This is a genomic window from Sediminibacterium sp. FW305-C-269, assembly GCF_058231045.1.
In genome coordinates this window covers 505,385-529,869 of sequence record NZ_JBIQXQ010000002.1, presented here as the reverse complement: position 1 = coordinate 529,869, position 24,485 = coordinate 505,385, and the positions used below count along the sequence as shown (strand labels likewise).

23 protein-coding genes and 1 tRNA gene are annotated in these 24,485 nt (G+C 48.3%); 15 read left to right on the top strand and 9 right to left on the bottom strand.

Annotation, left to right across the window (positions count from 1 at the left end; all coding sequences use genetic code 11):
- Positions 1 to 157: 157 nt before the first annotated feature.
- Positions 158 to 982: a 3-deoxy-8-phosphooctulonate synthase gene (gene kdsA / locus ACH3Y6_RS07650; RefSeq protein ID WP_490835005.1), complete on the top strand. Its 825-nt coding sequence runs from the start codon at positions 158 to 160 to the stop codon at positions 980 to 982.
- Positions 983 to 1,062: 80 nt separating this feature from the next.
- Here kdsA and ACH3Y6_RS07645 read toward each other — a convergent pair whose 3' ends face one another.
- The gene (locus ACH3Y6_RS07645; protein ID WP_490835004.1) at positions 1,063 to 1,284 is read right to left on the bottom strand and encodes a PspC domain-containing protein; all 222 of its coding nucleotides are present in this window, start codon (positions 1,282 to 1,284) and stop codon (positions 1,063 to 1,065) included.
- Positions 1,285 to 1,519: 235 nt separating this feature from the next.
- On the opposite strand from ACH3Y6_RS07645, the gene ACH3Y6_RS07640 reads away from it, so the two are divergent.
- Positions 1,520 to 3,787: an aconitate hydratase gene (locus tag ACH3Y6_RS07640; RefSeq protein WP_490835003.1), complete on the top strand. Its 2,268-nt coding sequence runs from the start codon at positions 1,520 to 1,522 to the stop codon at positions 3,785 to 3,787.
- A 71-nt stretch (positions 3,788 to 3,858) separates the two neighbouring features.
- Here the strand turns inward: ACH3Y6_RS07640 and ACH3Y6_RS07635 are convergent, their stop codons facing one another.
- Complete coding sequence (locus ACH3Y6_RS07635) at positions 3,859 to 4,467, bottom strand: DinB family protein (RefSeq protein ID WP_490835002.1); 609 nt, start codon at positions 4,465 to 4,467, stop codon at positions 3,859 to 3,861.
- 173 nt (positions 4,468 to 4,640) lie between these two features.
- Between ACH3Y6_RS07635 and ACH3Y6_RS07630 the strand changes: the two genes are divergently transcribed.
- Both ACH3Y6_RS07630 and ACH3Y6_RS07625 read left to right on the top strand, forming a co-directional pair.
- On the top strand, positions 4,641 to 5,183 hold the full coding sequence (locus tag ACH3Y6_RS07630) for an ORF6N domain-containing protein (RefSeq protein WP_490835001.1): 543 nt from the start codon (positions 4,641 to 4,643) through the stop codon (positions 5,181 to 5,183).
- Positions 5,183 to 5,428 carry a VF530 family protein gene (locus tag ACH3Y6_RS07625; protein ID WP_490835000.1) on the top strand — a complete coding sequence of 82 codons (246 nt, stop codon included), beginning with the start codon at positions 5,183 to 5,185 and terminating at the stop codon, positions 5,426 to 5,428. The genes ACH3Y6_RS07630 and ACH3Y6_RS07625 overlap by 1 nt, the downstream gene beginning before the upstream one ends.
- A 22-nt stretch (positions 5,429 to 5,450) precedes the next feature.
- On the opposite strand, the gene ACH3Y6_RS07620 is transcribed toward ACH3Y6_RS07625, so the two are convergent.
- The 3 genes from ACH3Y6_RS07620 to dnaK all read right to left on the bottom strand — a co-directional run bounded on the left by ACH3Y6_RS07620 (position 5,451) and on the right by dnaK (position 9,052).
- Positions 5,451 to 6,515: an NADH:flavin oxidoreductase/NADH oxidase gene (locus ACH3Y6_RS07620; protein WP_490834999.1), complete on the bottom strand. Its 1,065-nt coding sequence runs from the start codon at positions 6,513 to 6,515 to the stop codon at positions 5,451 to 5,453.
- Positions 6,516 to 6,631: 116 nt separating this feature from the next.
- Positions 6,632 to 6,853, bottom strand: a complete 222-nt coding sequence (locus ACH3Y6_RS07615; RefSeq protein WP_490834998.1) for a hypothetical protein — start codon at positions 6,851 to 6,853, stop codon at positions 6,632 to 6,634.
- A 288-nt stretch (positions 6,854 to 7,141) separates the two neighbouring features.
- The gene (gene dnaK, locus ACH3Y6_RS07610; RefSeq protein ID WP_490834997.1) at positions 7,142 to 9,052 is read right to left on the bottom strand and encodes a molecular chaperone DnaK; all 1,911 of its coding nucleotides are present in this window, start codon (positions 9,050 to 9,052) and stop codon (positions 7,142 to 7,144) included.
- 277 nt (positions 9,053 to 9,329) lie between these two features.
- Between dnaK and ACH3Y6_RS07605 the strand changes: the two genes are divergently transcribed.
- Together ACH3Y6_RS07605 and ACH3Y6_RS07600 are read left to right on the top strand one after the other, a co-directional pair.
- A complete protein-coding gene (locus tag ACH3Y6_RS07605) occupies positions 9,330 to 11,882 on the top strand; it encodes a DUF5686 and carboxypeptidase-like regulatory domain-containing protein (RefSeq protein WP_490834996.1) in 2,553 nt (850 codons plus the stop codon).
- Positions 11,883 to 11,955: 73 nt separating this feature from the next.
- Positions 11,956 to 14,142, top strand: a complete 2,187-nt coding sequence (locus ACH3Y6_RS07600; RefSeq protein WP_490834995.1) for a right-handed parallel beta-helix repeat-containing protein — start codon at positions 11,956 to 11,958, stop codon at positions 14,140 to 14,142.
- Here ACH3Y6_RS07600 and ACH3Y6_RS07595 read toward each other — a convergent pair.
- Positions 14,123 to 14,620 (bottom strand): GtrA family protein, encoded by a 498-nt coding sequence (locus ACH3Y6_RS07595; RefSeq protein ID WP_490834994.1) that lies wholly within the window; start codon positions 14,618 to 14,620, stop codon positions 14,123 to 14,125. The two genes, ACH3Y6_RS07600 and ACH3Y6_RS07595, sit on opposite strands and share 20 nt — an antisense overlap.
- Before the next feature lie 57 nt (positions 14,621 to 14,677).
- Here ACH3Y6_RS07595 and argS point away from each other — a divergent pair, with 57 nt between their 5' ends.
- The 4 genes from argS to ACH3Y6_RS07575 all read left to right on the top strand — a co-directional run bounded on the left by argS (position 14,678) and on the right by ACH3Y6_RS07575 (position 19,053).
- Positions 14,678 to 16,453: an arginine--tRNA ligase gene (gene argS, locus ACH3Y6_RS07590; protein WP_490834993.1), complete on the top strand. Its 1,776-nt coding sequence runs from the start codon at positions 14,678 to 14,680 to the stop codon at positions 16,451 to 16,453.
- A gap of 97 nt (positions 16,454 to 16,550) precedes the next feature.
- A tRNA-Leu gene (locus ACH3Y6_RS07585) sits at positions 16,551 to 16,636 on the top strand.
- Between the two features lie 70 nt (positions 16,637 to 16,706).
- Positions 16,707 to 17,948: a DUF2130 domain-containing protein gene (locus tag ACH3Y6_RS07580; protein ID WP_490834992.1), complete on the top strand. Its 1,242-nt coding sequence runs from the start codon at positions 16,707 to 16,709 to the stop codon at positions 17,946 to 17,948.
- Positions 17,941 to 19,053 (top strand): hypothetical protein, encoded by a 1,113-nt coding sequence (locus ACH3Y6_RS07575; RefSeq protein ID WP_490834991.1) that lies wholly within the window; start codon positions 17,941 to 17,943, stop codon positions 19,051 to 19,053. Before ACH3Y6_RS07580 ends, ACH3Y6_RS07575 begins: the two co-directional genes overlap by 8 nt.
- Before the next feature lie 19 nt (positions 19,054 to 19,072).
- Here ACH3Y6_RS07575 and ACH3Y6_RS07570 read toward each other — a convergent pair whose 3' ends face one another.
- Positions 19,073 to 19,723, bottom strand: coding sequence for a 4'-phosphopantetheinyl transferase family protein (locus ACH3Y6_RS07570; RefSeq protein WP_490834990.1), 651 nt, complete (start codon positions 19,721 to 19,723; stop codon positions 19,073 to 19,075).
- A gap of 70 nt (positions 19,724 to 19,793) precedes the next feature.
- Between ACH3Y6_RS07570 and dcd the strand changes: the two genes are divergently transcribed.
- The gene (gene dcd, locus ACH3Y6_RS07565) at positions 19,794 to 20,330 is read left to right on the top strand and encodes a dCTP deaminase (RefSeq protein WP_490834989.1); all 537 of its coding nucleotides are present in this window, start codon (positions 19,794 to 19,796) and stop codon (positions 20,328 to 20,330) included.
- Position 20,331: 1 nt separating this feature from the next.
- On the opposite strand, the gene ACH3Y6_RS07560 is transcribed toward dcd, so the two are convergent.
- Positions 20,332 to 20,808: a TspO/MBR family protein gene (locus ACH3Y6_RS07560; protein ID WP_490834988.1), complete on the bottom strand. Its 477-nt coding sequence runs from the start codon at positions 20,806 to 20,808 to the stop codon at positions 20,332 to 20,334.
- The gene (locus ACH3Y6_RS07555) at positions 20,795 to 21,916 is read right to left on the bottom strand and encodes a DUF3810 domain-containing protein (RefSeq protein ID WP_490834987.1); all 1,122 of its coding nucleotides are present in this window, start codon (positions 21,914 to 21,916) and stop codon (positions 20,795 to 20,797) included. Before ACH3Y6_RS07555 ends, ACH3Y6_RS07560 begins: the two co-directional genes overlap by 14 nt.
- A 122-nt stretch (positions 21,917 to 22,038) precedes the next feature.
- Between ACH3Y6_RS07555 and ACH3Y6_RS07550 the strand changes: the two genes are divergently transcribed.
- The 4 genes from ACH3Y6_RS07550 (at position 22,039) to ACH3Y6_RS07535 (ending at position 24,446) form a co-directional block, all read left to right on the top strand.
- The gene (locus tag ACH3Y6_RS07550) at positions 22,039 to 22,584 is read left to right on the top strand and encodes a YceD family protein (RefSeq protein ID WP_490834986.1); all 546 of its coding nucleotides are present in this window, start codon (positions 22,039 to 22,041) and stop codon (positions 22,582 to 22,584) included.
- Positions 22,585 to 22,612: 28 nt separating this feature from the next.
- Positions 22,613 to 22,807, top strand: a complete 195-nt coding sequence (rpmF, locus tag ACH3Y6_RS07545) for a 50S ribosomal protein L32 (RefSeq protein WP_078830450.1) — start codon at positions 22,613 to 22,615, stop codon at positions 22,805 to 22,807.
- 33 nt (positions 22,808 to 22,840) lie between these two features.
- Entirely contained in the window at positions 22,841 to 23,785 is a 945-nt protein-coding gene (gene plsX, locus ACH3Y6_RS07540; protein WP_490834985.1) for a phosphate acyltransferase PlsX, read from the top strand.
- 76 nt (positions 23,786 to 23,861) lie between these two features.
- Positions 23,862 to 24,446: a 1-acyl-sn-glycerol-3-phosphate acyltransferase gene (locus tag ACH3Y6_RS07535; protein WP_490834984.1), complete on the top strand. Its 585-nt coding sequence runs from the start codon at positions 23,862 to 23,864 to the stop codon at positions 24,444 to 24,446.
- The last annotated feature ends 39 nt before the right edge of the window (positions 24,447 to 24,485 follow it).

Sequence of the window (24,485 nt, the reverse complement as noted above, 5' to 3'; positions counted from 1 at the left end):
AATCTTTTTATCCCGGCAAAGAAACGAATGAATATCGAATATTGAATACTGAATATGGAATGCTGAATCGTTTAACAAGCACCTGCACCATCGTTCATATTCTCCTTTCTCTATCAGGACGAAATGCCTAAATTTGCCCCACACTCAATCTATCCCCATGTTGCCAGGCTACCTTACTCAGTTATTCCAGTCACAGTCATACAACCCGGATAATTTTTTCCTGATCGCCGGCCCCTGTGTGGTGGAAAGCGAAGAACTGGTGATGGAGATTGCTGATAAGGTATCAGGCATCTGCAAGCGGCTGGAAATACCCTATGTATTCAAAGCCAGTTACCGAAAAGCCAACCGTACCAGCGCCAGTTCTTTTACCGGCATCGGGGATGACAATGGACTGAGCCTGATCAAAAAAGTGGGCACCACTTATCAATTGCCCACCACTTCCGATATCCATGCGCATGAAGAAGCGGCTATGGCCGCGCCGTATATCGATATTTTACAGATACCGGCGTTCCTTTGTCGCCAGACGGACCTGCTGGTGGCTGCCGCCGAGACCGGTAAGGTCGTGAATGTGAAAAAAGGGCAGTTCCTGAGTGGCCCGTCGATGAAATTTGCCGTAGACAAGATCAAATTGGCCGGGAACGAGCAGGTGATGCTCACAGAAAGGGGGAATACTTTTGGTTACCAGGACCTGGTAGTGGATTATCGGAACATACCCTGGATGCAGGAGAACCGGGTACCCGTGATCATGGATTGCACCCATGCCCTGCAGCAGCCGAATCAGACTTCAGGCATAACGGGAGGAAACCCACAACTGATCGGAACCATTGCCAAAGCAGCCATTGCCGCCGGCGCAGATGGTCTCTTCATAGAAACCCACCCCAACCCCGCCGTAGCCAAAAGCGATGGCGCCAACATGCTACGCCTCGAGCTGCTGGAACCCTTATTGGAAAAACTGGTAACCTTAAGAAAAGCAGTACTGTGATCCCCCGGTAAATCATTCACTCATTCACTCATTCACTCATTCACTCATTCACTCATCCACTCATTCATTCATTGAACTGCCTACCAGTTCCTGATCGGATTTCTTCTTCCTGCGAGGATATAATTCTTGATATTGATCCAGAAAGCCAGGATCATATAGACCACCAATGGGGAGCCCATGGTGAGAAAACTGATGTAAATAAACCACAACCGGATCTTGGAGGAAGCAATACCCAGTTTTTCGCCAATTTTAGAACAAACGCCAAAAGCGCTCATTTCCAGAAATTCTCTGATCTTTTGCATAACATTGGTTTGATTTGCCGGGGGTGCTGAAATCTTTATGCAAATTAGACAAATAAGGCTAATAAAAGTTCAAAAACTGTGTTAATGCCCGCCCGATTTTTCGTAAATTCGCGACTCAAAAGCGAACGCATCATTGCGTAACGCTTGACAAAGGTTCCCTTCTGTATACCTGGCGACAGGCGTCCGGCATGCAGTGTTCAGCAGCAGATATCATACAAATTCTAAATTAACACATATGGCTTTTGACATTGAAATGATCAAAAAAGTGTACGCCGGAATACCTGCCAAGGTAGACGCTGCCCGTAAGGCGCTGGGACGGCCGTTGACACTGAGCGAAAAAATATTGTTTGCCCACCTGCACGCCGACCAGAAACTGGCGGGTTTTGAAAGAGGCAAAAGTTATGTAGATTTTGCACCCGACCGCGTGGCCATGCAGGATGCGACCGCACAGATGGCATTGTTGCAGTTCATGCAGGCAGGCCGCCCCAAAGTGGCGGTTCCTTCTACCGTACACTGTGATCACCTGATCACGGCCAAAGTGGAAGCCAGGCAGGACCTGCAGGTAGCCAACACGGAGAGCAAAGAAGTATACGACTTCCTTGCATCTGTATCCAACAAATATGGTATCGGGTTCTGGAAACCCGGTGCGGGTATCATTCACCAGGTGGTACTGGAGAACTACGCATTCCCCGGCGGTATGATGATCGGAACCGATTCACACACGGTGAATGCGGGTGGTCTGGGGATGATCGCTATCGGCGTAGGTGGTGCTGATGCCTGTGATGTAATGGCGGGTCTGCCATGGGAACTGAAATGGCCCAAACTGATTGGTGTGAAACTGACCGGAAAACTGAACGGCTGGACCGCTCCGAAAGATGTGATCCTGAAAGTAGCAGGTATCCTTACCGTAAAAGGCGGAACCGGTGCTATTGTGGAATATTTTGGTGAAGGTGCCACCAGCATGAGCTGTACCGGTAAAGGAACCATCTGTAATATGGGTGCCGAGATCGGTGCCACCACTTCTACCTTCGGTTACGACGACAGCATGAGCCGTTACCTGAAAGCCACCGGCCGCGAAGAAGTTGCCAGCATGGCCGATGGAATTGCCGCTTACCTGAACGCAGATCCGGAAGTATATGCAGATCCGAAGAAATATTTCGACGAAGTGATCGAGATCAACCTGAGCGAACTGGAACCACACCTGAACGGACCATTCACTCCGGACCTGGCCACTCCTATCTCAAAAATGAAAGAAGCTGCTGCCGCCAATGGCTGGCCCACCAAAATTGAAGTGGGTCTGATCGGAAGCTGTACCAACAGTTCTTATGAAGATATCAGCCGCGCAGTAAGCCTGGCAAGACAGGTGAAAGAAAAAGGCCTCACCCTGAAAAGTGAGTTCACCATCACACCCGGTTCAGAGCAGGTACGTTTTACCGTTGAACGCGATGGTTTCCTGGATGTATTCAATAATATCGGTGCCAAAGTATTTGCCAATGCCTGCGGACCCTGTATTGGTATGTGGGACCGTGTAGGTGCCGAGAAAAAAGAAAAGAACACCATCGTTCACAGCTTCAACCGCAACTTTGCCAAACGTGCCGATGGTAACCCGAACACTTTTGCCTTTGTGGGTTCACCAGAACTGGTTACCGCATTGGCCATTGCCGGCGACCTGAACTTCAATCCTTTGACCGATACCCTGACCAACGATAAGGGCGAACAGGTAAAACTGGATGCCCCAAGCGGTTTTGAATTACCGGTAAAAGGTTTTGCCGTAGACGATCCCGGTTACCAGGCACCTGCTGCCGACGGCAGTGGCGTAACAGTGGCCGTTGCTCCGGACAGCAAACGTTTACAACTGCTCGCACCCTTTGCCGCGTGGGAAGGCACTGACCTGAAAGGTTTGAAACTGCTTATCAAAGCCAAAGGAAAATGTACCACCGACCATATCAGTATGGCAGGTCCCTGGTTGAAATTCCGCGGTCACCTCGACAATATCAGCAATAACATGCTGATCGGTGCTGTGAATTTCTACAACGAAAAAACAGACAATGTTAAGAACCAGCTTACCGGCGAATACGGTCCCGTACCTGCCACCCAGCGTGCCTACAAAGCAGCTGGCGTAGGAAGCATCGTGGTTGGTGATGAGAACTATGGTGAAGGCAGCTCACGCGAACACGCGGCTATGGAACCCCGTTTCCTGGGTGTACGTGCGATCCTGGTAAAATCATTTGCCCGTATCCACGAGACCAACCTGAAGAAACAAGGTATGCTGGCGCTCACATTTGCGGATAAAGCTGATTACGATAAGATCCAGGAAGATGATACCATCGATATCATTGGACTGACCAGCTTTACACCCGGCACACCATTGACCCTGGTATTCACACATGCAGATGGCAGCAAAGACACCATCATGGCCAACCACACGTACAACGAACAACAGATCGAGTGGTTCAAAGCCGGTGCTGCACTGAACATCATCCGCAAACAGGTAGCAGGTTAATCAGAAAAGAACTGACCATGTTCCATAAAAAAATCCCGCTGAACAGCGGGATTTTTTCTTTTGTGGCAGGCCTATTGTTTCGGGAAAGCCGGATCGGCTTTCACTTCATTGATCTGTTGCATGTGGCGGTTACTATGTGCCCCGATGAAGAGGATCATCTGGTAACTGTCGTACACACCCATCGGCAATTGATTGACGCGGTCACGCAGGTCATCATTTGTGGTGGTCACATACCCGATCAGCTTATCGCGGTCCTTACTGAATGAAGCCATCGCTTCTGCTGCAGATTTGAAAGGTGTATTCACCGGTTCCAGGGGAGCAAAGGTTTTGGCCTTGGTACTCCGGTCCTCAACATTCTTTATGACCTGCTCGTCCCTGAACTTCACTTCACTTCTTTTTTCAGGGGCAACCGGGTTCTTGAGACTTGCTTCTACCATTCCCCATAACATCTGCTCGCTCATGGCAATATGTTTGAGGCAGTCTTCCACACTCCACTTATCCGGAGCGGGTTTAAACGTAAGCTGGGCCAGGCTCAGGCCCTGGATGGCATCCCTGATACCATTTTTGGTATCGGTAAGAAAATCAGCGGCCAGTTTCCTTTCTTCTTTGGTCAGACTGGTATCTGCTGTTGAGAAAGAGAATAGCAGCACTGATGACAACAGGAAGATCATTTTTTTCATACGAATGGATTTTGGAGTGAGTATATGGTCAGAACAGGATAACAAGATAACAGGAATCATGGCAAATGTCAACAGGTACTTGATCAACGGAAAAATATACCGGTAACAATCGTCGGTACGTTTTTCCCATGTGCTGAATCACAAGTATTTATACCAGGTATTTACCACAGGCAATGAATTCTTTAGAGGGTCCGTTTATCTTACTGCTAAAAATGGAAGCAACCATTATCCAGCAAAAAATATATGAGATCAGGGGCGAAAGGGTCATGCTCGATTTTGACCTGGCCATCTTATATGCCGTTGAGACCAAAGTGCTTAACCAGGCTGTGAAAAGGAACCTTGCCCGTTTTCCGGCAGATTTCATGTTTCAGTTAACGCAGGCAGAGTACAACAACTTGAAGTCACAAATTGTTACTTCAAGTTGGGGAGGTGCCCGCAAACTGCCTTATGCATTCACCGAACATGGGGTGACCATGCTGGCAGGCACTTTACGAAGTGAGAAAGCCATTGTCATGAATATCACTATTGTAAGAGCGTTCATCGCACTCCGGCAGATGGCGATGCAATACAAGGAACTGGCAGAAAAACTGGCACAGCTGGAGAACAGTAATCACCAGCAGTTCAAAGAGATCTACCAGGCACTGAACTACCTGGTAGAACAGAAACAGCGGGAGGAGACCTTTCAGAAAAGGCAACGGATCGGTTTTATCAAATAATGGCTAATATTACAGTCTGCTATTCTTCTATGGAACATCATCCCAACGACCCGCTGCATGGCAAGACCCTGCAAATGATCCTTACCGAACTGGTGGCGCATTTTGGATGGGAGACATTGGGGCACCATATCCCCATCAATTGTTTCACCAACAACCCCAGCATGAATTCCAGTCTGAAATTTCTGCGTAAAACACCCTGGGCAAGAAAAAAAGTGGAACAGCTTTACCTGAGAATGGTGGAATGATCTGCTGATGATATCAGTAACCTTATTTTCTTGCCCGCATGTATTGTTTTGGCCAGACGATGGACTGGTTCAGTTGCGATGCCGCATGTAAAGGAAAATAAGGATCACGAAGTGATTCCCTGGCGATCAGTACCAGGTCAGCTTCTTCTCCGGCAATGATCGCATCTGCCTGCCCGGGTTCGGTAATAAGTCCTACCGCTCCGGTAAGCAAACCCGTTTCTTTTCGGATCGCTGCGGCAAATGGCACCTGGTATCCCGGACCAACGGGAATTTTTGCATGGGCAATATTGCCGCCTGAAGAACAGTCGATCAGATCGACACCTGCTTTTTGCAACCGCTGTGCAAGTGCAATGCTATCGGCTATTGTCCAGCCGCCTTCTGTCCAGTCAGTAGCAGATATACGTACAAACAATGGCAGTTCTTTGGGCCATTCGGTTTTCACCGCAGCCACCACTTCCAGTAATAAACGGATACGGTTTTCAAAGCTGCCGCCATAAGCATCGGTGCGGATATTACTCAAAGGAGAATAAAATTCATGTAAGAGGTATCCATGTGCCGCATGTATCTCCACCACTTCAAAACCGGCCTGTTTTGCCCGTTTGGCTGCTGCTGCAAAATCAAGTAGCAGTTGCTCAATAGCAGCAACGCTCATGTCTTTCGGTGCCAGGGTTCCTTCCGCAAAGGGAACAGCGCTGGGCGCCACCGTTTGCCATCCGCCCTCTTCCAAACTTAATTGCCCACCACCTTTCCAGGGTTCTGCGCAACTGGCTTTTCTTCCGGCATGCGCCAACTGGATACCCGGAACGGATCCCTGTTCTTTGATGAACCGGGTAATGCGGGCAAGGGGAGCTACCTGCTCATCCTTCCAGAGGCCAAGGTCAAAGGGAGTGATCCTTCCTTCGGGAGCCACTGCCGTAGCTTCCACGATGATCAGTCCGGCACCGCCTACAGCCCGGCTACCCAGGTGTACCAGGTGCCAGTCGTTGGCAAAACCATCTTCAGCAGAATATTCGCACATGGGCGATACGGCAATACGGTTGGGGAACGTTACGGAACGGATAGAGAGGGGATCAAACAGTCTGGACATAAGTAAATGATTGACAGTGGACAACTATCGTTAAAATTACGGAATAGCAGCCATCCCCCGGGTGTTTCGCTACACCCGTTATCTAGCAATCATTCCAGCGCAGGTCGACAGGTTCATCAAATTCCTTCCCAGGTCCTGGGGAAACGATCGGTTACATGGATCGTTCTCACGTGTTTCTGCATGTTCCAGAGATCGGCCTGTGAGAATATGGCTTCCCTTTGATGCGGCAATTCAGCCATTGGGGTTCGCATGGATGGATTGGTGGACAAATCAGCGGTCTCATTCAGAACCGGATTCGTCTTGTTTGCCGTTACACATCTTTCAGTAAGATAGTACATAACGCCTCCTTTTTTAACCACCTGATACACAGGAGGTTTACAACGCAAAGGTACCGCTCTCCCCTATCCTGCAATATGATTTTTGATGAATGGGATCGTTTTTAAAAGATTTACAAAACCTGCAATAAATGAGGCCGGTTGTTACGAAACGCGCAATCTTCCTCAGGCTTGGTTAAGTAAATCAAAGCCGTCGGGGCTCAATACTTCATTTCAGTAAATCCGGCCCGCCCGGACATATAAAAAGCCCCCGCTGTATGCGGAGGCTTTCAGGTATTTGTGCTATTTCTTTTACTTCACTTCTTCAAATTGTGCATCTTCCACCGTATCATTATTCTGGGCCTGTGAACCAGCCTGCTGATCAGCGCCGGGTTGTGCACCTGCACCTTGTGCAGACTCAGCCTGTGCTTTGTAGATCTCTTCGCTGGCTGCTGTCCAGGCAGTGTTCATCTCGGCCATGGCCGCATCAACACCCGCAATGTCCTGGTTCTTGTGTGCTTCTTTCAGCTTAGCCAGTGCCGCTTCGATCGGTGCTTTCTTATCTGCAGAGATCTTATCTCCAAACTCTTTGAATTGTTTCTCTGTCTGGAAGATCATGCTATCGGCCTGGTTCAGTTTTTCTACTTTCTCACGGGCTTCCTTATCGGCAGCTTCATTGGCTTTTGCTTCGGCCTTCATTTTCTCCACTTCTTCCTTGCTCAGACCGCTACCGGCTTCGATACGGATCTTCTGCTCTTTTCCGGTACCCTTGTCTTTGGCACTTACATGCAACATACCATTGGCATCGATATCAAAGATCACTTCGATCTGCGGAACACCGCGTGGTGCCGGTGGAATACCATCAAGGTTGAACATACCCAGGCTTTTATTCTGGTTGGCCATAGGACGCTCTCCCTGCAGTACGTGGATCTGTACACCCGGCTGGTTATCGCTGGCGGTAGAGAACACTTCTGTTTTCTTGGTGGGGATCGTAGTATTGGATGGGATCATGGTTGTCATGACACCGCCCATGGTCTCGATACCCAGGCTCAGCGGGGTAACGTCCAGCAGCAATACATCTTTTACTTCACCGGTCAATACCGCACCCTGGATAGCAGCGCCCAAGGCAACCACTTCATCCGGGTTTACCCCCTTATTGGGTTTCTTGCCGAAGAATTTCTCAACGATCTCCTGCACTTTCGGGATACGGGTTGAACCACCCACCAGGATCACTTCATCGATCTGTGATGTGCTGTAACCAGCATCTTTCAATGCTTCCTCGCAGGGTTTCAGGCAACGTGCGAATAATTTATCTGCCAGCTGCTCAAATTTGGCGCGGCTCAGTTTCAGTACCAGGTGTTTAGGCACACCATCCACTGCAGTGATATAAGGCAGGTTGATCTCTGTTTCAGAAGAAGAGCTCAACTCGATCTTTGCTTTTTCAGCAGCTTCTTTCAAACGCTGCAATGCCATCGGATCTTTACGCAGGTCAATGGCTTCCTGTGATTTGAATTCATCAGCCAGCCAGTCCATGATCACTTTATCAAAGTCATCACCACCGAGGTGTGTATCACCATTGGTTGATTTCACTTCAAACACCCCGTCGCCCAATTCCAGGATAGAGATATCGAAAGTACCACCACCCAGGTCGAACACGGCGATCTTCTGATCGGCATGTTTCTTATCGAGGCCGTAGGCCAAGGCTGCTGCAGTAGGTTCATTCACAATCCTGCGAACGGTCAATCCGGCAATCTCTCCGGCTTCTTTGGTAGCCTGACGCTGCGCATCGTTAAAATAGGCAGGAACGGTGATCACCGCTTCTGACACTTCCTGTCCCAGGTAATCTTCAGCTGTTTTCTTCATCTTCTGAAGGATCATGGCAGAGATCTCCTGTGGAGTATACAGGCGGTCTTCAATGGCCACACGAACGGTATTATTGTCACCCTTGGCAACTTTATAGCTCCAGTGGCTGATCTCTTCAGTCACTTCGTCGTAACGGCGACCCATAAAACGTTTCACACTGCTGATGGTGTTATGCGGGTTGGTGATCGCCTGCCTTTTGGCCGGATCGCCTACCTTACGCTCACCATTCTTGAGGAATGCCACTACCGAAGGGGTGGTTCTACGCCCTTCATCATTGGCGATCACTACCGGCTCATTACCTTCCATAACGGCTACACAACTGTTGGTTGTACCGAGGTCAATTCCAATTATTTTGCCCATAACTATTGAATTTCAGTTTATTAATCAGCATTTATGTGTCAATCCTCATGCCATCCCACGTAAAAATGCAAAATTGTCAGCCTCTGTACCGCCCTTCTTACAGTATTTCAGGGGCTGGGACTAACGGGGAGAAGTATTGGCAGATTGATTTTTGTGTAACAGGGAAAAACCTTAGTTTTAAGACCGTGGTTATCAGTGCCGTTGGCCGGATAACCTGACATAGCATCCAATCCTTTGTAAAACCAGGTCTGTTTGTAACCCCCGGTAAAATCCTTGTGTGAGTATAGCTGTACCCCAATTCCTGAAAGCATTCGTATGCATGAGCCTCATGTTTTGCTGCACTCTTGCACAGGGGCAGCAAAGGGGTAACCTGCGCGGTATTGTGATCAATGATTTTACCAAGGAGACCGTTCCTTTTGCCAGTATTTACTGGAAAAGGGCAGGTGCAGGAACCACTACCGACAGTGCAGGACAATTTACCCTCCGCTTAAGCCACCACCCCATTGATACCCTCGTGGTCAGTTATGTGGGTTTTGCCGACGTATACAAAAGAGTATCGAATACATATAAAGACACTGCTCACTTGGTATTGGTGATGCGTGAACTGAAGCTGGCCAATACCGTAGAGGTGAAATCCAAATTCAACAAGGGCCTGCGCTGGTGGAAAGCCATTGTGGCCAATAAAACGCGCAACAATCCATATAAATACGAGAACTACGCCTACGAGCTGTACAACAAAATGGAGCTCGACATCAACAATGTCAGCCGTCAATATTTTACCGACAAAAAACTGCTGAAGCCCTTCCTGTTCCTGCTGGACAATATAGACAGCGTTTCTGACCAGAAACCCTTCCTGCCGGTGTATATGACAGAGGCTTTGTCTGACTACTACTATTCCGTATCCCCCCACCGTGTACGAGAAGAGATCAAAGCGGCCAAAACAGACGGTATGAAAAATGAGAGCATGCTGCAATTCATCGGTGGCATGAATCAGAAGATCAATGTATACGAGAATTATACCAATGCCCTTGGCAAGGAATTCATCAGTCCGCTGAGCGATGTGGGCGATAAATACTATAACTACAAGGGTGCCGACACCCAGTACATTGGCGGACAACGCTACCTGCACTTGTTGTTCACTCCAAAAAGAGAGGGAGAGAACACATTCAGCGGGGATTGCTGGATACATGGGGGTAACTGGGGCATTTATAAGATCAACCTGAACATCTCTTCCACGGCTAATATCAATTATGTAAACCGGTTAAGTATTGTACAGGAGTTTGCATTGCGTGCCGATAGTGCCTGGATGTTTGCCAAAGACAAAGCGGTAATTGACTTTACGCCATTTGGAAAGGAAAAACTCTCTTTCATTGCCAGGAGAACCAGTACCTACCGGAATGTCCGCGTGAACGATTCCACCATTGAACGCAAGCTGGCCTCAAATAATCAGAAAGAGGAAGTGGTGGTTGCGGAAAATGCAAGGGAGAAAGACAGTAATTTCTGGGAAGAACAGCGCCATGAAGAGCTGAGCACCAATGAAAAGAAAGTTTACCGGATGATGGATACGATAAAGACCGTACCGGCTTTCATCAAGTATACCAAAGCCATCACTTTCATTTTTGATGGTCATAAAAAACTGGGAGCGGTTGAGATTGGTCCCTGGTTTAAATGGATCAGCGGAAATCAGCTGGAGAAAATACGCCTTCGTTTTGACCTGGGCACCACGGAACAATTCAGCAAATACCTGCGACTGCATGGATACCTGGCCTATGGTTTCAAAGACGGCAGATGGAAAGGCCGGGGCGATATTACCTTCAAGCTACCGAGCGACCATGGCATTACCCTGTTTGGTTCGTATACACATGACCTGGACAATGGCCGTACCCGTTATAATGATGAGGATATCACTACCGACAATATCTTCAGCCAGCTGATACGCAGACAGGGCATCCGGCAGAAATTCCTGGGTGTGGAAGAAGTAAAACTGGCAGTCACCAAAGAATGGAAGAACAAATTTTCGGTACAGCCTTTTTTTACGCGTACGGCCTACGAAACCTTTAACCCACTGCCAACTACCCGATCATTGCTGAATCATGTTTCGCAAAACAATATTGTAAACTCAGAATTGGGCTTACGCTTACGTTATGCACCCGGCGAGAGAACCTTTGCTCGTCACCGTAAAGAGATCAGGCTGAAAAGTAATATGCCCGTTTTTGAAGCCAGAACCGCCTGGAGCATTGAAAACCTTTTTGGTTCCAATTACCAATACCTGCGGTTGGGGGCAAATATCACCCAAAATGCCCGTATCCCGCGTTGGGGCAAGCTCAATTACATGATCTATGGCGGACAGGTCTTTTCCAAAGAAGCCCTGCCGTTCATGGTACTTGAGATACATCCGGGTAATGAGATCTACTATTACAACAAACAGTCTTTTAACCTGATGAACCGCTTCGAATACATCAGCGATAAATTTGTTGGTATCAATGTAGAACACAATCTTGAGAAAAAACTGATCAACCTGTTGCCCTTTATGCGCAAGACTAATATGCGCCAGTTCTGGAACGTAAAATCTGTCTGGGGAAATCTTTCAGACGAAAACAGGCGTTTAAACATACAGGACTATTACTATGAATACCGCATGCGTTCCTTGCGCGGCGGATTTTATACAGAATTGGGAACCGGTTTTGAGAATATCTTTAAACTGCTCAGGATCGACCTGGTATGGCGTTTTGCACCTTTGCGCAATATACCACCGGGCATGAACCCGGCATTATTCAAGTCCCGCACCAATGATTTCGGCATATTCGGAAGTGTACGCTTCCAGTTCTGACAGGCACTGTATTTAATAAATCTTTACCAACTCCAGGGTTCCCCTGCATACTGCATTGCTTATCTTTAAAGCTATGAAAGGAATGATCACAGCTTTACTGGCTGCCCTGTTTCCGCTCTGTCTGCTCGCCAATACCATTGATCTTACACCCGGTATGTTGATCAGGAACTCTGTCACGATCAACCAGCGGTCATATACCTTATCAGCAGCTGCAGACATCAGTAAACCTTTATTGACCATTGAAGGCAATAATATCACGGTTGATTTTAACCAGGCAATTCTGCAGGGTTCAGGCGATAAAAGCAGGCCGGATGAATTTTACGGGCTTGCTGTGCTGGTAAAAAAAGGCTCGAAAAACATCATCATCAAGAACGCCTTCATACATGGCTATAAAGTGGCCATACTCGCAGACAGTGTCGACAATCTCACCATCGATCATTGTGACCTGAGCTATAACTGGCGCCAGCACCTGCAGAGCAACCGTGAGCGGGAAGATATCAGTGACTGGATGAGTTATCACCACAACGAAAAAAATGAATGGCTGCGTTATGGCGCCGCCCTGTACCTGGTGAATTGCAGATCGGCAGTGATCACCAATAATATCGTTACCGGCGGGCAATGCGCCCTGATGATGACGCGCTGCGAAAAAGCGACCATATCGGATAATGATTTCTCCTTCAACTCCGCTATCGGCATTGGTCTGTACAGAAGCAGTCACAACAGGATCTACCATAACCGCGTTGACTATAACGTTCGCGGCTATAGTCACTGTAAATACAAACGCGGACAGGACAGCGCCGGATTCCTGGTATTTGAACAAAGCAGCGATAATATTTTTGCCTATAACACAGCCACGCACAGTGGCGATGGTTTTTTCCTCTGGGCCGGTCAAACCACTATGGATACAGGCGAAGGTGGGTGTAATGATAATTTTATCTACGGTAACGATTTCTCTTACGCACCCACCAACGGCGTGGAAGTCACATTCAGCCGGAACCTGATCATGAAGAACACCATCAAAGACTGTGACCATGGCATCTGGGGCGGATATAGCTACGACACCGATATCACCGACAATGTCTTCGCCAATAACCGCATCGGCATTGCCATCGAACATGGACAGAACATCAACATCGTACTCAACGGTTTTCAGAACGACCAGACCGGTGTGAAATTATGGTCGCGCGAGAAACAGCCTGCCGACTGGACCTATGCCCGGAAAAGAAATACCGACAGCCGTAACTACTGGATAGCCGCCAACCGTTTTACTGCTACCCCAAAAGCTTTCGATATCATGGGAACCGATACAGTGGTATTCAGCGGCAATACCAAACTGCTGGTGGACGAAACCCTGGTATTAGGTGACCGTGCAGAAAACATAGACACTTCCCGCGACGCAGACATTCTGGATATGGAATACCAGCCGGATGAACGGCTCAAAACCATCAAAGCCACCAGTATGCCCGCTACCCTGCTGCCACAGGGCAAACAGGAGATACGCATTACGGAATGGGGGCCTTATGATTTCCGCTACCCACTGGTATGGCTGAAAGATGTGGACAATACTGGTCTGTACCATTTCGAGATACTGGGCCCCAATGGAACCTGGGAAGCAGAACAGGTCTCAGGGTTCAGGATCATTTCTATTGATACCAACCATTTTCCGGCAACTGTAACTGCGAGAGCAGACAGTGCACAGGCTGATCGATATATCCGTTTACTTTACAAAGGGCCAGCTTACCGCGATCAGTTTGGCAAATGGCAGGACAGTGCCCAGGCGCATATATTCAGCTATCGGGAATTTGCGCCACAGGCACAGTGGACCGTGAACTGGTACCGCTGGGATGCGGAACATGATCCGGCCAAAGATTACCAGACATTCAGCACCCTGTTTGAACAGCCAGCCTTTCATACGGCCACAACAGCTAACATCGATTATACCTGGTGGGGAGCTGTTGGCAAGGGATTACCTGCAGATTCTTTTGCCACCGTAGCTACCACGAAAATGAGAGTCCCCTCCGATACCTATGAACTGGGCATTACCGCTGACGACTATGTGAAAGTATTCATCGACGACCAGGAACTGATCAACGCATGGGATAGCAAGTACACAGAACTGGATGAGAATACACATCACCGCAAGCAGATCAGACTGTCGGCGGGAGAACACCGGATACACATTGTACATGCAGAGAACAAAGGATTGGCTACCCTGCAGTTTTACCTGAAACCGCTAACAGCTATACCCGCGCGGCTTTGAAAGTGTAGTTCTTCTGAGAAAAATAACTGAAAGCCACCACAAAGACCGTAGTGACCAGTTTGGAAGGTGTGGGATACCATTTGAACACTTCCACAAAGAGTTTCAGAAAAGTATAATTGAGGAACAGGCAGCCAAGTACCACCATGAAATATTTACCCAGCTGCTTGCGCTTACCTACCGATGTTTCCTGGAACACCACGTAACGGCTCAGGTAAAACCCGATGGGGAACGTGACACAGAAGCCGATCAGAAATGCCGCAATGTGCGGGCCAATGCTCAGGAACCCAATATGGATGATCTGCTTCTTCAATATAAAATTGTAGGAAACAAAGAAAAGGGCAATGTCCAGGCAGGTGTTGAAACCACCGCAGGCTGCATACCGGAAGGTCTGCAAAGGCATGAAACGGCGAAACAGTGGGTAAAAAAGGTCCACAACGCCCAATATCAGGCCACGGGTACTATCATGCAGCTTTCGCATAATGCTGGCGAAGGTAGGGGTTAATTAATTACTTTTGCCAGCCGAAAATGTTAAGAAATGAGCGTTGTTACCAGGATAAAAGAAGTTACCGCAGCCGCTATTCACCAGTTATACCAGGTAGAACTGGCAGCCGGCGATGTATTGGTAAATGCCACCAAACCTGAATTTGAAGGCGACTATACCGTAGTGCTGTTCGCTTTTGTGAAACAACTGAAAAAATCGCCAGATGCATTGGGACAGGAACTGGGGCAACAGATCGTATCGACCCACCCGGATCTTTTTACTGCGTATAATGTGATCAAAGGTTTCCTGAACCTGACGGTTGCGGATGCTTATTGGTTGCAGTTCATCAACGGGCAATACAGCAATACGGATTTTGGTCATGCGAAACCGAATGGTGAGAAAGTGATGGTGGAATACTCTTCTCCCAACACCAATAAACCGCTGCACCTGGGGCATCTCAGGAATAATTTCCTGGGAAGGAGCATCGCAGAAATTTTAAAGGCCAACGGTAACGATGTGGTGAAGACCTGCATCGTGAACGACAGGGGCATCCATATCTGCAAAAGTATGATCGCCTGGCAGCTGTTTGGCAATGGCGCCACACCCGCTTCCACCCATACCAAGGGCGATCATTTTGTGGGCGACTATTATGTGAAGTTCAACGACGAATACAAACGCCAGGTAGAAGAGCTGAAAGCCAAGGGCAAACTGGACGAAGAAGCAGAAAAGACCGCACCCATCATGCTGGCCACCCAGCAGATGCTGCTCGACTGGGAAGCCGGCAAACCCGAAGTGATGGAACTCTGGCGCACCATGAACAGCTGGGTGTATGAGGGTTTTGATGCCACTTACCAGCGCATCGGCAGCGATTTCGACAAGACCTATTACGAAAGCGATACCTATTTGCTGGGTAAAGACCTGGTAGAGACCGGTCTGGCCAAAAATGTGTTCTACCAGAAACCCGATGGCAGTGTGTGGATCGATCTTACAGCTGACGGACTGGATGAAAAACTGGTACGCAGAAAAGACGGTACTTCTGTATACATCACACAGGATATTGGCCTGGCGGAACAGAAGCAGAAAGAGTTCAATGCCAAACAAAGCATTTATGTGGTGGGTGATGAACAGAACTATCATTTTAAGGTATTGAAACTGATCTGTCAGAAACTGGGACTGCCTTCGGCTGATGGCATTTATCACCTCAGTTATGGTATGGTGGAACTGCCTACCGGTAAAATGAAAAGCCGGGAAGGCACCGTAGTGGATGCCGATGACCTGGTGGAAGAAATGGTGAACATAGCCCGCCAGAAAACAGAGGAACTGGGCAAGGTGAAAGATTTTACAGAAGAGGAATTACAGGAATTATACGACACCATTGGCCTGGGTGCCCTGAAGTTTTTCCTGCTGCGTGTGGATCCCAAGAAGAAAATGGTCTTCAATCCCGAGGAAAGCATCGACTTCCATGGTTTTACCGGGCCATTCATTCAATATACGCATGCCAGGATCAAAAGCATCCTGCGCAAAGCCGAACCGGTGACCGGCATCCGGGAACAGGGTCCGCTCCTGCCCCTGGAAAAAGAACTCTCCATTCACCTGGAAATGTTCCCCACCGTGTTACAGGATGCAGCCCAGGAACATGACCCATCCAAAGTGGCCATCTTCGTGTTCAACCTGGCTAAGACCTTTAACTCGTTTTATACCGAACATTCGATAGCCAATGCGGAGACACCTGAAAAAAAGGCGCTTCGTTTGCAGTTATCACAACTTACGGCCCAGACCATCAAAAACGGGATGAGCGTGCTGGGTATCCGGGTTCCCGAAAGAATGTAATCCCTTAGGGGCCATGGATTCACAGGTACATTCAATTAAAATCTGTGAATCTTCGGCAAAATTTCCCTGTTTGCTTTACATTTGCGTTCCCAAAGATGCGGAGGTGGCGAAATTGGTAGACGCACTACTTTGAGGTGGTAGCGCCTTTTACCGGGCGTGGGAGTTCGAATCTCCTCTTCCGCACTGAACCGGCTCATTTTGAGCCGGTTTTTTTGTTTTCAACGCTTAAGCTTACTTTGTAAAAAAATAGTCCATGTCGAGTTTTATCATCACCTGTCCCAACTGCAATACCCAGTTCGAACCCGGCGATTCCATGCGTGAGGAGATCCAGAAAGAGCTGCGCGGTAAGATGGCCGACTGGCAGAAGAAAAAAGACGAGGAATTCAGGCTGAAGGAGAACAGTCTGCTGCTGCAACTGCAGGCCAAAGACGAGGAGAACCGCAAACAGATAGAAGCTGAAAAAAAGAAGCTGGAAGAAGGGATCCGCAAATCAGTGGTCACCGATTTTGAGAACCAGTTGAAAATGCTGCAGCAGACGGCCGCCGAAAATGAAGAGAAACTGAAAGAGGCCCGCAAGCAACAACTCGAATTCCTGCAGAAAGAGCAGGCCCTGAAAACCAAGGAAGAAGAACTGCAACTCACGGTTCAGAAACAATTGCTGGAGGAAAGAGAGAAGCTGAAAGAACAGCTGCAGAAAGAGGAAGCGGAAAAATTAAGCCTGAAAGAACAGGAATACCAGCTACGCATGAAAGAACTGGAAAAGCAGCTGGACGACCAGAAAAAACTGGCCGAAGAAATGCGCCGTAAATCCGAACAGGGAAGTATGCAGTTACAGGGTGAGGTACAGGAACTGATGCTGGAGGAATTGCTGCAGGCCACTTTCCCCTTCGACAAGATCGAAGAAGTGGGCAAAGGGGTGCGTGGTGCCGATTGCACCCAAACCGTACGCAACCAGTTTGGCAACGAAGCGGGTAAGATCATTTACGAAAGCAAACGCACCAAAGATTTCTCCAACGAATGGATAGAGAAACTGAAAGCCGATATGCGCACACTTGGCGCCGATGTGGCGGTGATCGTTACGCAGGCTTTCCCTAAAGACATGGACCGCTTTGGCGAAAAAGAAGGCGTATATATCTGCAGTTTTACAGAAGTGAGAAGCGTGGCGCTTTTATTAAGGAACGCTTTGCTGAAAATAGCCGATGCCAAAAAAAGCCAGGACAACAAGGGCGACAAAATGCACATGCTCTACGATTACCTCACTGGCAGTGAATTCAGCGAACAGTGGAAAGCCATCCGCGAAGGTTTCATGAGCATGAAACTAAGCATCCAGCGCGAAAGGGATGCCATGGAAAAACTCTGGAAAGCCCGTGAGAAACAACTTGAGAAAGTATTGCTGAACGCAGCCCATATCAAAGGCTCGGTGGAAGGGATTGCCGGCGCCGATGCTATTAACCTGAACCTGATCGAAGACACAGACCCTTTATTACTTGAGTAATCCCTTCAACCATATCGACCCATCTGCACAGCCCGACCGCCCTTCGAAGAAGAAACCCATCTTCCCCGTAAACGATGACCTGCGCCAGTACCTGGTGAAATATGGGCGGGAAGTGAAACTGCCGGTGAGTTATGCCGACCTCCAGCGCTTCACCTACACCGTTCCGTTAAAAGACAAATACGGCAAGGAGACCGCCTGGGAAAAAGTTTCGTACGACATGCACGAGTGGGAATTCCTGCGCGAGAACCTGGTACGCATCTACGCCATCCTGAAAACCGAGGGCGACCTCAGTTTCATCAACCACCTGGATGTGGCAAGGATCGATTTCTGTTTTTTCGGGAACAGTCAGCCCTTCCGTATCCGCATCGTGAACAAGTTCAACGATAATTACGATCACTATTATATCAAGAAAGCCGATGCCAGCCGTATTTACGGACTGGAACTGGAACACCTGCTCTCCCCCAACCGGATGACCTATTTCACCGATAAGGAGACCCTGATAGAAGAGCATATACCCGGTATACCCGGAGATATCTTTATACACGATTACCTTCAGGATCCCAACACCAACCAGATACGCCTGGCCAAAGAGTTCGTAAAATTCAACGAACGCTGTTTTGTACACCTGCTCGGCGATATGCGTGCGTATAATTTCGTGGTCAATATCACACCCGATATTGAAGATTACCAATACCGTATCCGTGCCATTGATTTTGATCAGCAATCTTACGAAGGAAGAAAGAACCTGTACCTGCCGCAGTTCTTCAAGGAGAACAAACCATTGGTGGATATTGTGGCCAAACACCTGGATGCCAAATCCATTGCGCAATACCAGGCAGAAGAAAGGACCATGATGACTTTCCGACTTGTATCCGCCCGTTACCGGATGAAGGAAATCCTGGATATCATGGCATACGATGATATCTCCAAACCTGAGAAGATCGAACAGCTGAAACAGGAATTATCCGAACATTTCCACAACCCCACCTATTTCAAAAAGGCAAGGACCATGGGACAACTCGTAAAACGGCAATTAAAAGTAATGCTCCAGAAAAATCTCATGTTCGTCCCCAAAACCAAAACCCCCAACCGCTTCGACGACTAAAAAACATTCTATCATTCACTCATTCACTCATCCACTCATTGCTCATTGCCCTCCCCCACGCCAAACAAACAGTCCCCATGATCCGGTACTGGATCAATAAAGGAATGTTCAGTTCCTTTTTCACAAATCTTGCCTGAATGGTTCCACTATCAGAAAGTGTAAAGGGGTCAATCCGCAATACTTCACTGAAATCGACATCACCATAGCCCCACCATTTGAACAGGGCTTCCTTGCAACTCCACAAAAGGGTCAGTAAGCGGGTTTGCTGGTCAGCGGGATATCCCTGCACAAATGCCAGTTCTTCCGGATGCAGGAATTTGTGTTGGATCTTTTGCACCCTTTCCGTGATCTCTTCAATATCTACCCCCACCCTTTCCGCACTGCTCACGATGGCTGCGGCATATTTGCTGCAGTGAGAGATGGAGAAATGGTATTGTTCACCGGGTAAAAAAGGTTTGCGGGTGTCGGCGATCTCGATTTCCTTACTGGGAAAATCCGGAAACAGGAATGGCAGCAGGTAACGGCCGGCCAGGTGCTGTAAGCGTTTATGCGGATGAGTGATCTCTCTTCCCAGTGGCACTGCCTTCAGGAAAAAAATGGCTTCTTCTTCGATCTTCCAGACGGCCAGCCTGGTAGTTGGGTTGATATCTTGTTGATAAAACAGCGGCACTGCAGCAATTTAGCATTTAGATTGCAGGGCTTACATAATATAAGCGCTCAATTAGATAAAAGTACAAAGAATGATCCTCACAGATTCACGCATACTGGAAGAAATGGAAAAGGGCAGCATCAAGATAGAACCTTTTAACCGTGCCGACCTGGGCAGCAACAGCTATGATGTGCACCTGGGAAAATGGCTGGCCACTTATGTGAATGCAGAACTGGATGCCAAAAAACACAATAAGATCGAATATTTCGAAATACCTGATGAAGGTTTTGTATTGCAGCCCCATGCATTTTATCTTGGTGTAACCCAGGAATATACCGAAACCCATTCGCATGTTCCTTTTCTGGAAGGTAAATCATCTACCGGCCGGTTGGGCATTGACATACATGCCACCGCGGGCAAGGGTGATGTGGGTTTCTGCGGCAACTGGACGCTAGAGATCTCCTGCAAACAGCCTGTGCGTGTGTACAAAGGTATGCCCATCGGCCAGCTCATCTATTTCCCTGTGGATGGAGAGATCGCGGTCAAATACAACCAGAAAGGCAATGCCAAATACAGCGGACAGCCGGATAAGCCGGTAGAGAGCATGATGTGGAAGAACCAGTTCTAGATCAGTGATTCAGTTTCCAGATGGCTGCTGTCAGTACGGTGGCAAAACTTACCCAACAGAGATAGGGAACCAGAAGCCAGGCAGCCGTTTTCGACAAACGGGCGAACCAGACAATGGTCAGCAGGATGAACAGCCACATGAGCACGATCTCAAGTAATGCCGCACCGATCAGGTGCTGGTTAAAAAACAGGATACTCCAGCAGAAATTAAGCACGAACTGGATCATAAAAAGCAAAACTGCCACATTGCGCACAACAGAGCGCGGCTGTTTCCAGACCAGGTACAAACTGATCCCCATCAACAGGTACAGGATTGACCAGACGGGACCAAACACCCAATTGGGAGGATTGAAGGAGGGTTTCTGCAGACCTGCATACCAACCCGGTATCTCACTGATCGTGAAAATGCCGCCTAAAGAACCTATTCCAACCGTGAACAGAACGGAAGCCGCCAGTTTTTGCCAATTAAAGTTTGCCATATTTCTTCTGGTAGGCGATTAACCATCCCACCACCTCATTATAACTGTTCAACCCCTCTGTTTGTTTATTCAGTTTCAGGTATTGATCGTACAAACCGGATACGGCGGGTGAAATACGGTTCCTTCTCTTATAAAAGAATTCGCGGATCTCTTTCCTGTCTCTTTTCACCAGGGTATCCAGTAAAGACCGGTTCTGCAGGATCATCGCCTCAAATTGACTGTAATCCTTTTCCTTCCCGTACATACGCACCTGTTCCCCCTGGGCATAGGAAAACAGGTCCAGGCAGGCAGAATACCGCACATATACATTCTTAGAGGCCATTGCCGCCAGGAATCCCACAAAATTGGCTTCGCTTTCACTGGCATAACCCAGCTGGTGGGCCATTTCGTGGAGGGTAATATAAGGTATCAGTACCCGGGGCAGATCAGTTCGGAGCTGGGCCTCGCCGGTAAAAGGATTATAATACCCTGTAAAACCCACATAATCGGCAATGCTGCTGTACAGGCTGGATTTTACGGACCGGTTCCGGTAATTCAGGAATTCATATTCATAGGAAGCCGTTTCGTAGGAACGATAGGCTTCCCGGTACAGGGTGTCCAGCGGAGGCTCGGGTAAAACCGTATTCCCTATCTGGCGCCGGCATTCATTCAGTTGATCGATCAGCTGGTGAGCCAGTGAAGTCACTTCTTCCTTGCTATAGCCATTTTTATTGATCCGGAGCTGGTAGGCAATGCCCAGGCGATGGTAATTGAGTCCCCACATCAGCTGAAACACGATGAATACCCATAAGAGGGTCCGCAAAAAGCTGAACCCCACCAGGATCAGCCTTGCCTGGGTAAGCTCTCGACGATAGCGTAAACGTATCAGCCGGACAAGCTTTATCAGCAATAACAGGGATATCCAGGCATACAGCAGATCGCCCAGGCTGAAGGGCACCCAACGGGTGAGGGTACGGAGCGTGGAAGCCAGTGCCGGGTAGATACCCAGGGAGTATGATCGCTCCACCTGTTCCGGAAAAGCTGAAAAAACGGTGATAATCAATGAAATAGAAAAAAGGATGCCCAATTTCACCCATTGATATGCTGAAATGACCTTTTCCTGCTTCATGACCACAAATATGATATAAAATACCCTATCATTGCCCACAGGGTGCAGATCGGGCCCGGTTCAATTTTCCTTTGGGATTTCGGGCGTTTTGGCGTACCTTTGCAAGCCCTTAAAAAACGGTTATGAATCAGCGGCGGGAATTTGAGATAGCATTTGTGGGTTTGAAGCCGGGGATCCATGTTTACGAATACCGGATTGAGGATAAGTTCTTTGTACCGTATGGGGAGCAGGATTTTACCAACTGCGTTGCGAATGTCAAGCTGAGCCTCGATAAAAAAAACGGCTTCATGCAGCTGAAATTCGACATCGACGGAACGGTGAATGCACCTTGCGACCGGTGTGGGAACACACTGCCCATGCAGCTTTGGGACGAGTTCAACATCATTGTAAAAATGGTGGACGACCCGGAAGAGATGAACGAACAGGAAGAGGACCCGGATGTATATTATATCAGCCGTGGTGAAAGCCATTTACACCTGGCCGACTGGATTTACGAGTTCATCAACCTGAGTGTTCCGCTGCAGAAAATGTGCAGTAAGGAAGAAATGGGTGGACCCAAATGCAATACAGAGGTACTGGAGAAACTGAGGAAAATGGAAGAAGAGACCCGGAAAGACAGTGGCAACACTGTTTGGAAAGGACTGGATAAATTTAAAAACCTAGATTAATTTTTTTTGATACCATAAATTTCGAGATATGCCGAATCCTAAACGCAGACACTCCCAGCAACGTAGCGCCAAGAGAAGAACTCACTACGTAGCGCAGGAAGTAACATTGAGCAAAGACAGCACTACTGGTGAAACACATGTACGCCACCGCGCACACGTGAGCGAAGGAAAATTGTTCTATAAAGGGAAACTGGTAGCTGAAAAAGCTCCTCTGAAAGCGTAACCTTTTTAGTACAACTTTTAGCTTCGTGCCACGATGAATATTGGATTAGACATGATGGGTGGGGATTTTGCACCGCTGGAAGCGGTCAAAGGACTACAGCTGTACCTGTCTGACCCAACCCGCACGGCATCCATATACTGCATAGGTGATGAAACACTGGTAAAACCTCTGTTGGAGGAACACCAGGTTGCGTCACCTAATTTGCATTTGGTACATGCCCCCGAAGTCATCGGTTACCAGGAACATCCCACCAAGGCGCTGAAAGAAAAACAACGCTCCTCCATCGCCATCGGTTTTCATATGCTGGCCAACGGAAAGATCGATGCTTTTATCAGTGCGGGCAATACCGGCGCCATGCTGGTTGGTGCCATGTTTAGTATCAAACCCATCGAAGGTGTGCAACGGCCTACCATTGCCACTGTTGTTCCCAAGATCAATGGCGCTACGGGTGTGATTGCGGATGTGGGCCTGAATGCCGACTGCAAACCCGAGAACCTGAACCAGTTTGCCATATTGGCCAGCTTGTATGCACAGTACATCCTCGGTATCAGCCAACCTAAAACCGGTCTGCTGAACGTAGGTGAGGAGGAAGGAAAAGGCAACCTGCTTGCACAGGCCGCTTATCCTCTCCTGAAAGAAAATACAGCCATTCATTTTATCGGCAACGTTGAGGGTCGCGACCTGTTCAATGATAAAGCAGATGTAATCGTCTGTGACGGTTTTACCGGTAATATCCTCCTAAAAATGGCGGAGTCACTGTACGATGTGGCTGCGAAGCGTGGTTATCAGGAAGATGCTTATTTCAGCCGTTTCCATTATGAAAACTATGGTGGCACGCCTGTTCTGGGTGTAGCCAAACCCGTGATCATCGGTCATGGTATCAGCAATGCCAAAGCTTTCCGGAACATGATCGATGTGGCCGGCAAAATGATTGATAGTGATCTCTGCGGAAAGATCACCGAGAAGTTCCGATCCTGATAATCCAATCCGCCAGCATACTGCCGCCATCCAACCGCCCACTTTTTCCGTTCGTAAAAAGCAAACCCGGCACCCTATGAGCCTATCCTCATTTTTTTGCAAGCGAATTTTCCAGCTGAGCGGCTGGACCGTAGATACCAACCTGCCACCTGAGATCAAGAAATGTATCATCATAGCAGCCCCTCATACCAGCAACTGGGATTTCTGGTATGCAATGGCCAGTTTCACCATCTACCGGCTGAGGATCCGGTTCACCATTAAAAAAGAGTGGATGCGCTTTCCCTTTGGTCTGCTGATGAAACCACTGGGAGGCATCGGCATTGACCGTACACCCAGAACAGCCGGTGCCGATAGAAAAAGTTTTGTAGAAGCCATGATCGACCTGTTTCACCAGAACAAGGAACTGATTATCCTGATTACGCCGGAAGGTACCCGGAGCCGGCAGGATAAATGGAAGACCGGATTTCACCATGTAGCACAGGGAGCTGGAGTACCCATTTGCCTGGGTTATGTTGACTATAAACGCAAAAAAGCCGGTATTGGTAAAGTCATCTACCCTACCGATTTTGCTACAGATATGCGCACAATGATGGATTTTTACCGGAATATCCATCCGAAATACCCCGAAAACTTTGCGCTTGACCAGGAATTTGCCGGGTAAAAGGAATTTTTCAGTCTCCCGGCATCGTATTTCATCAAG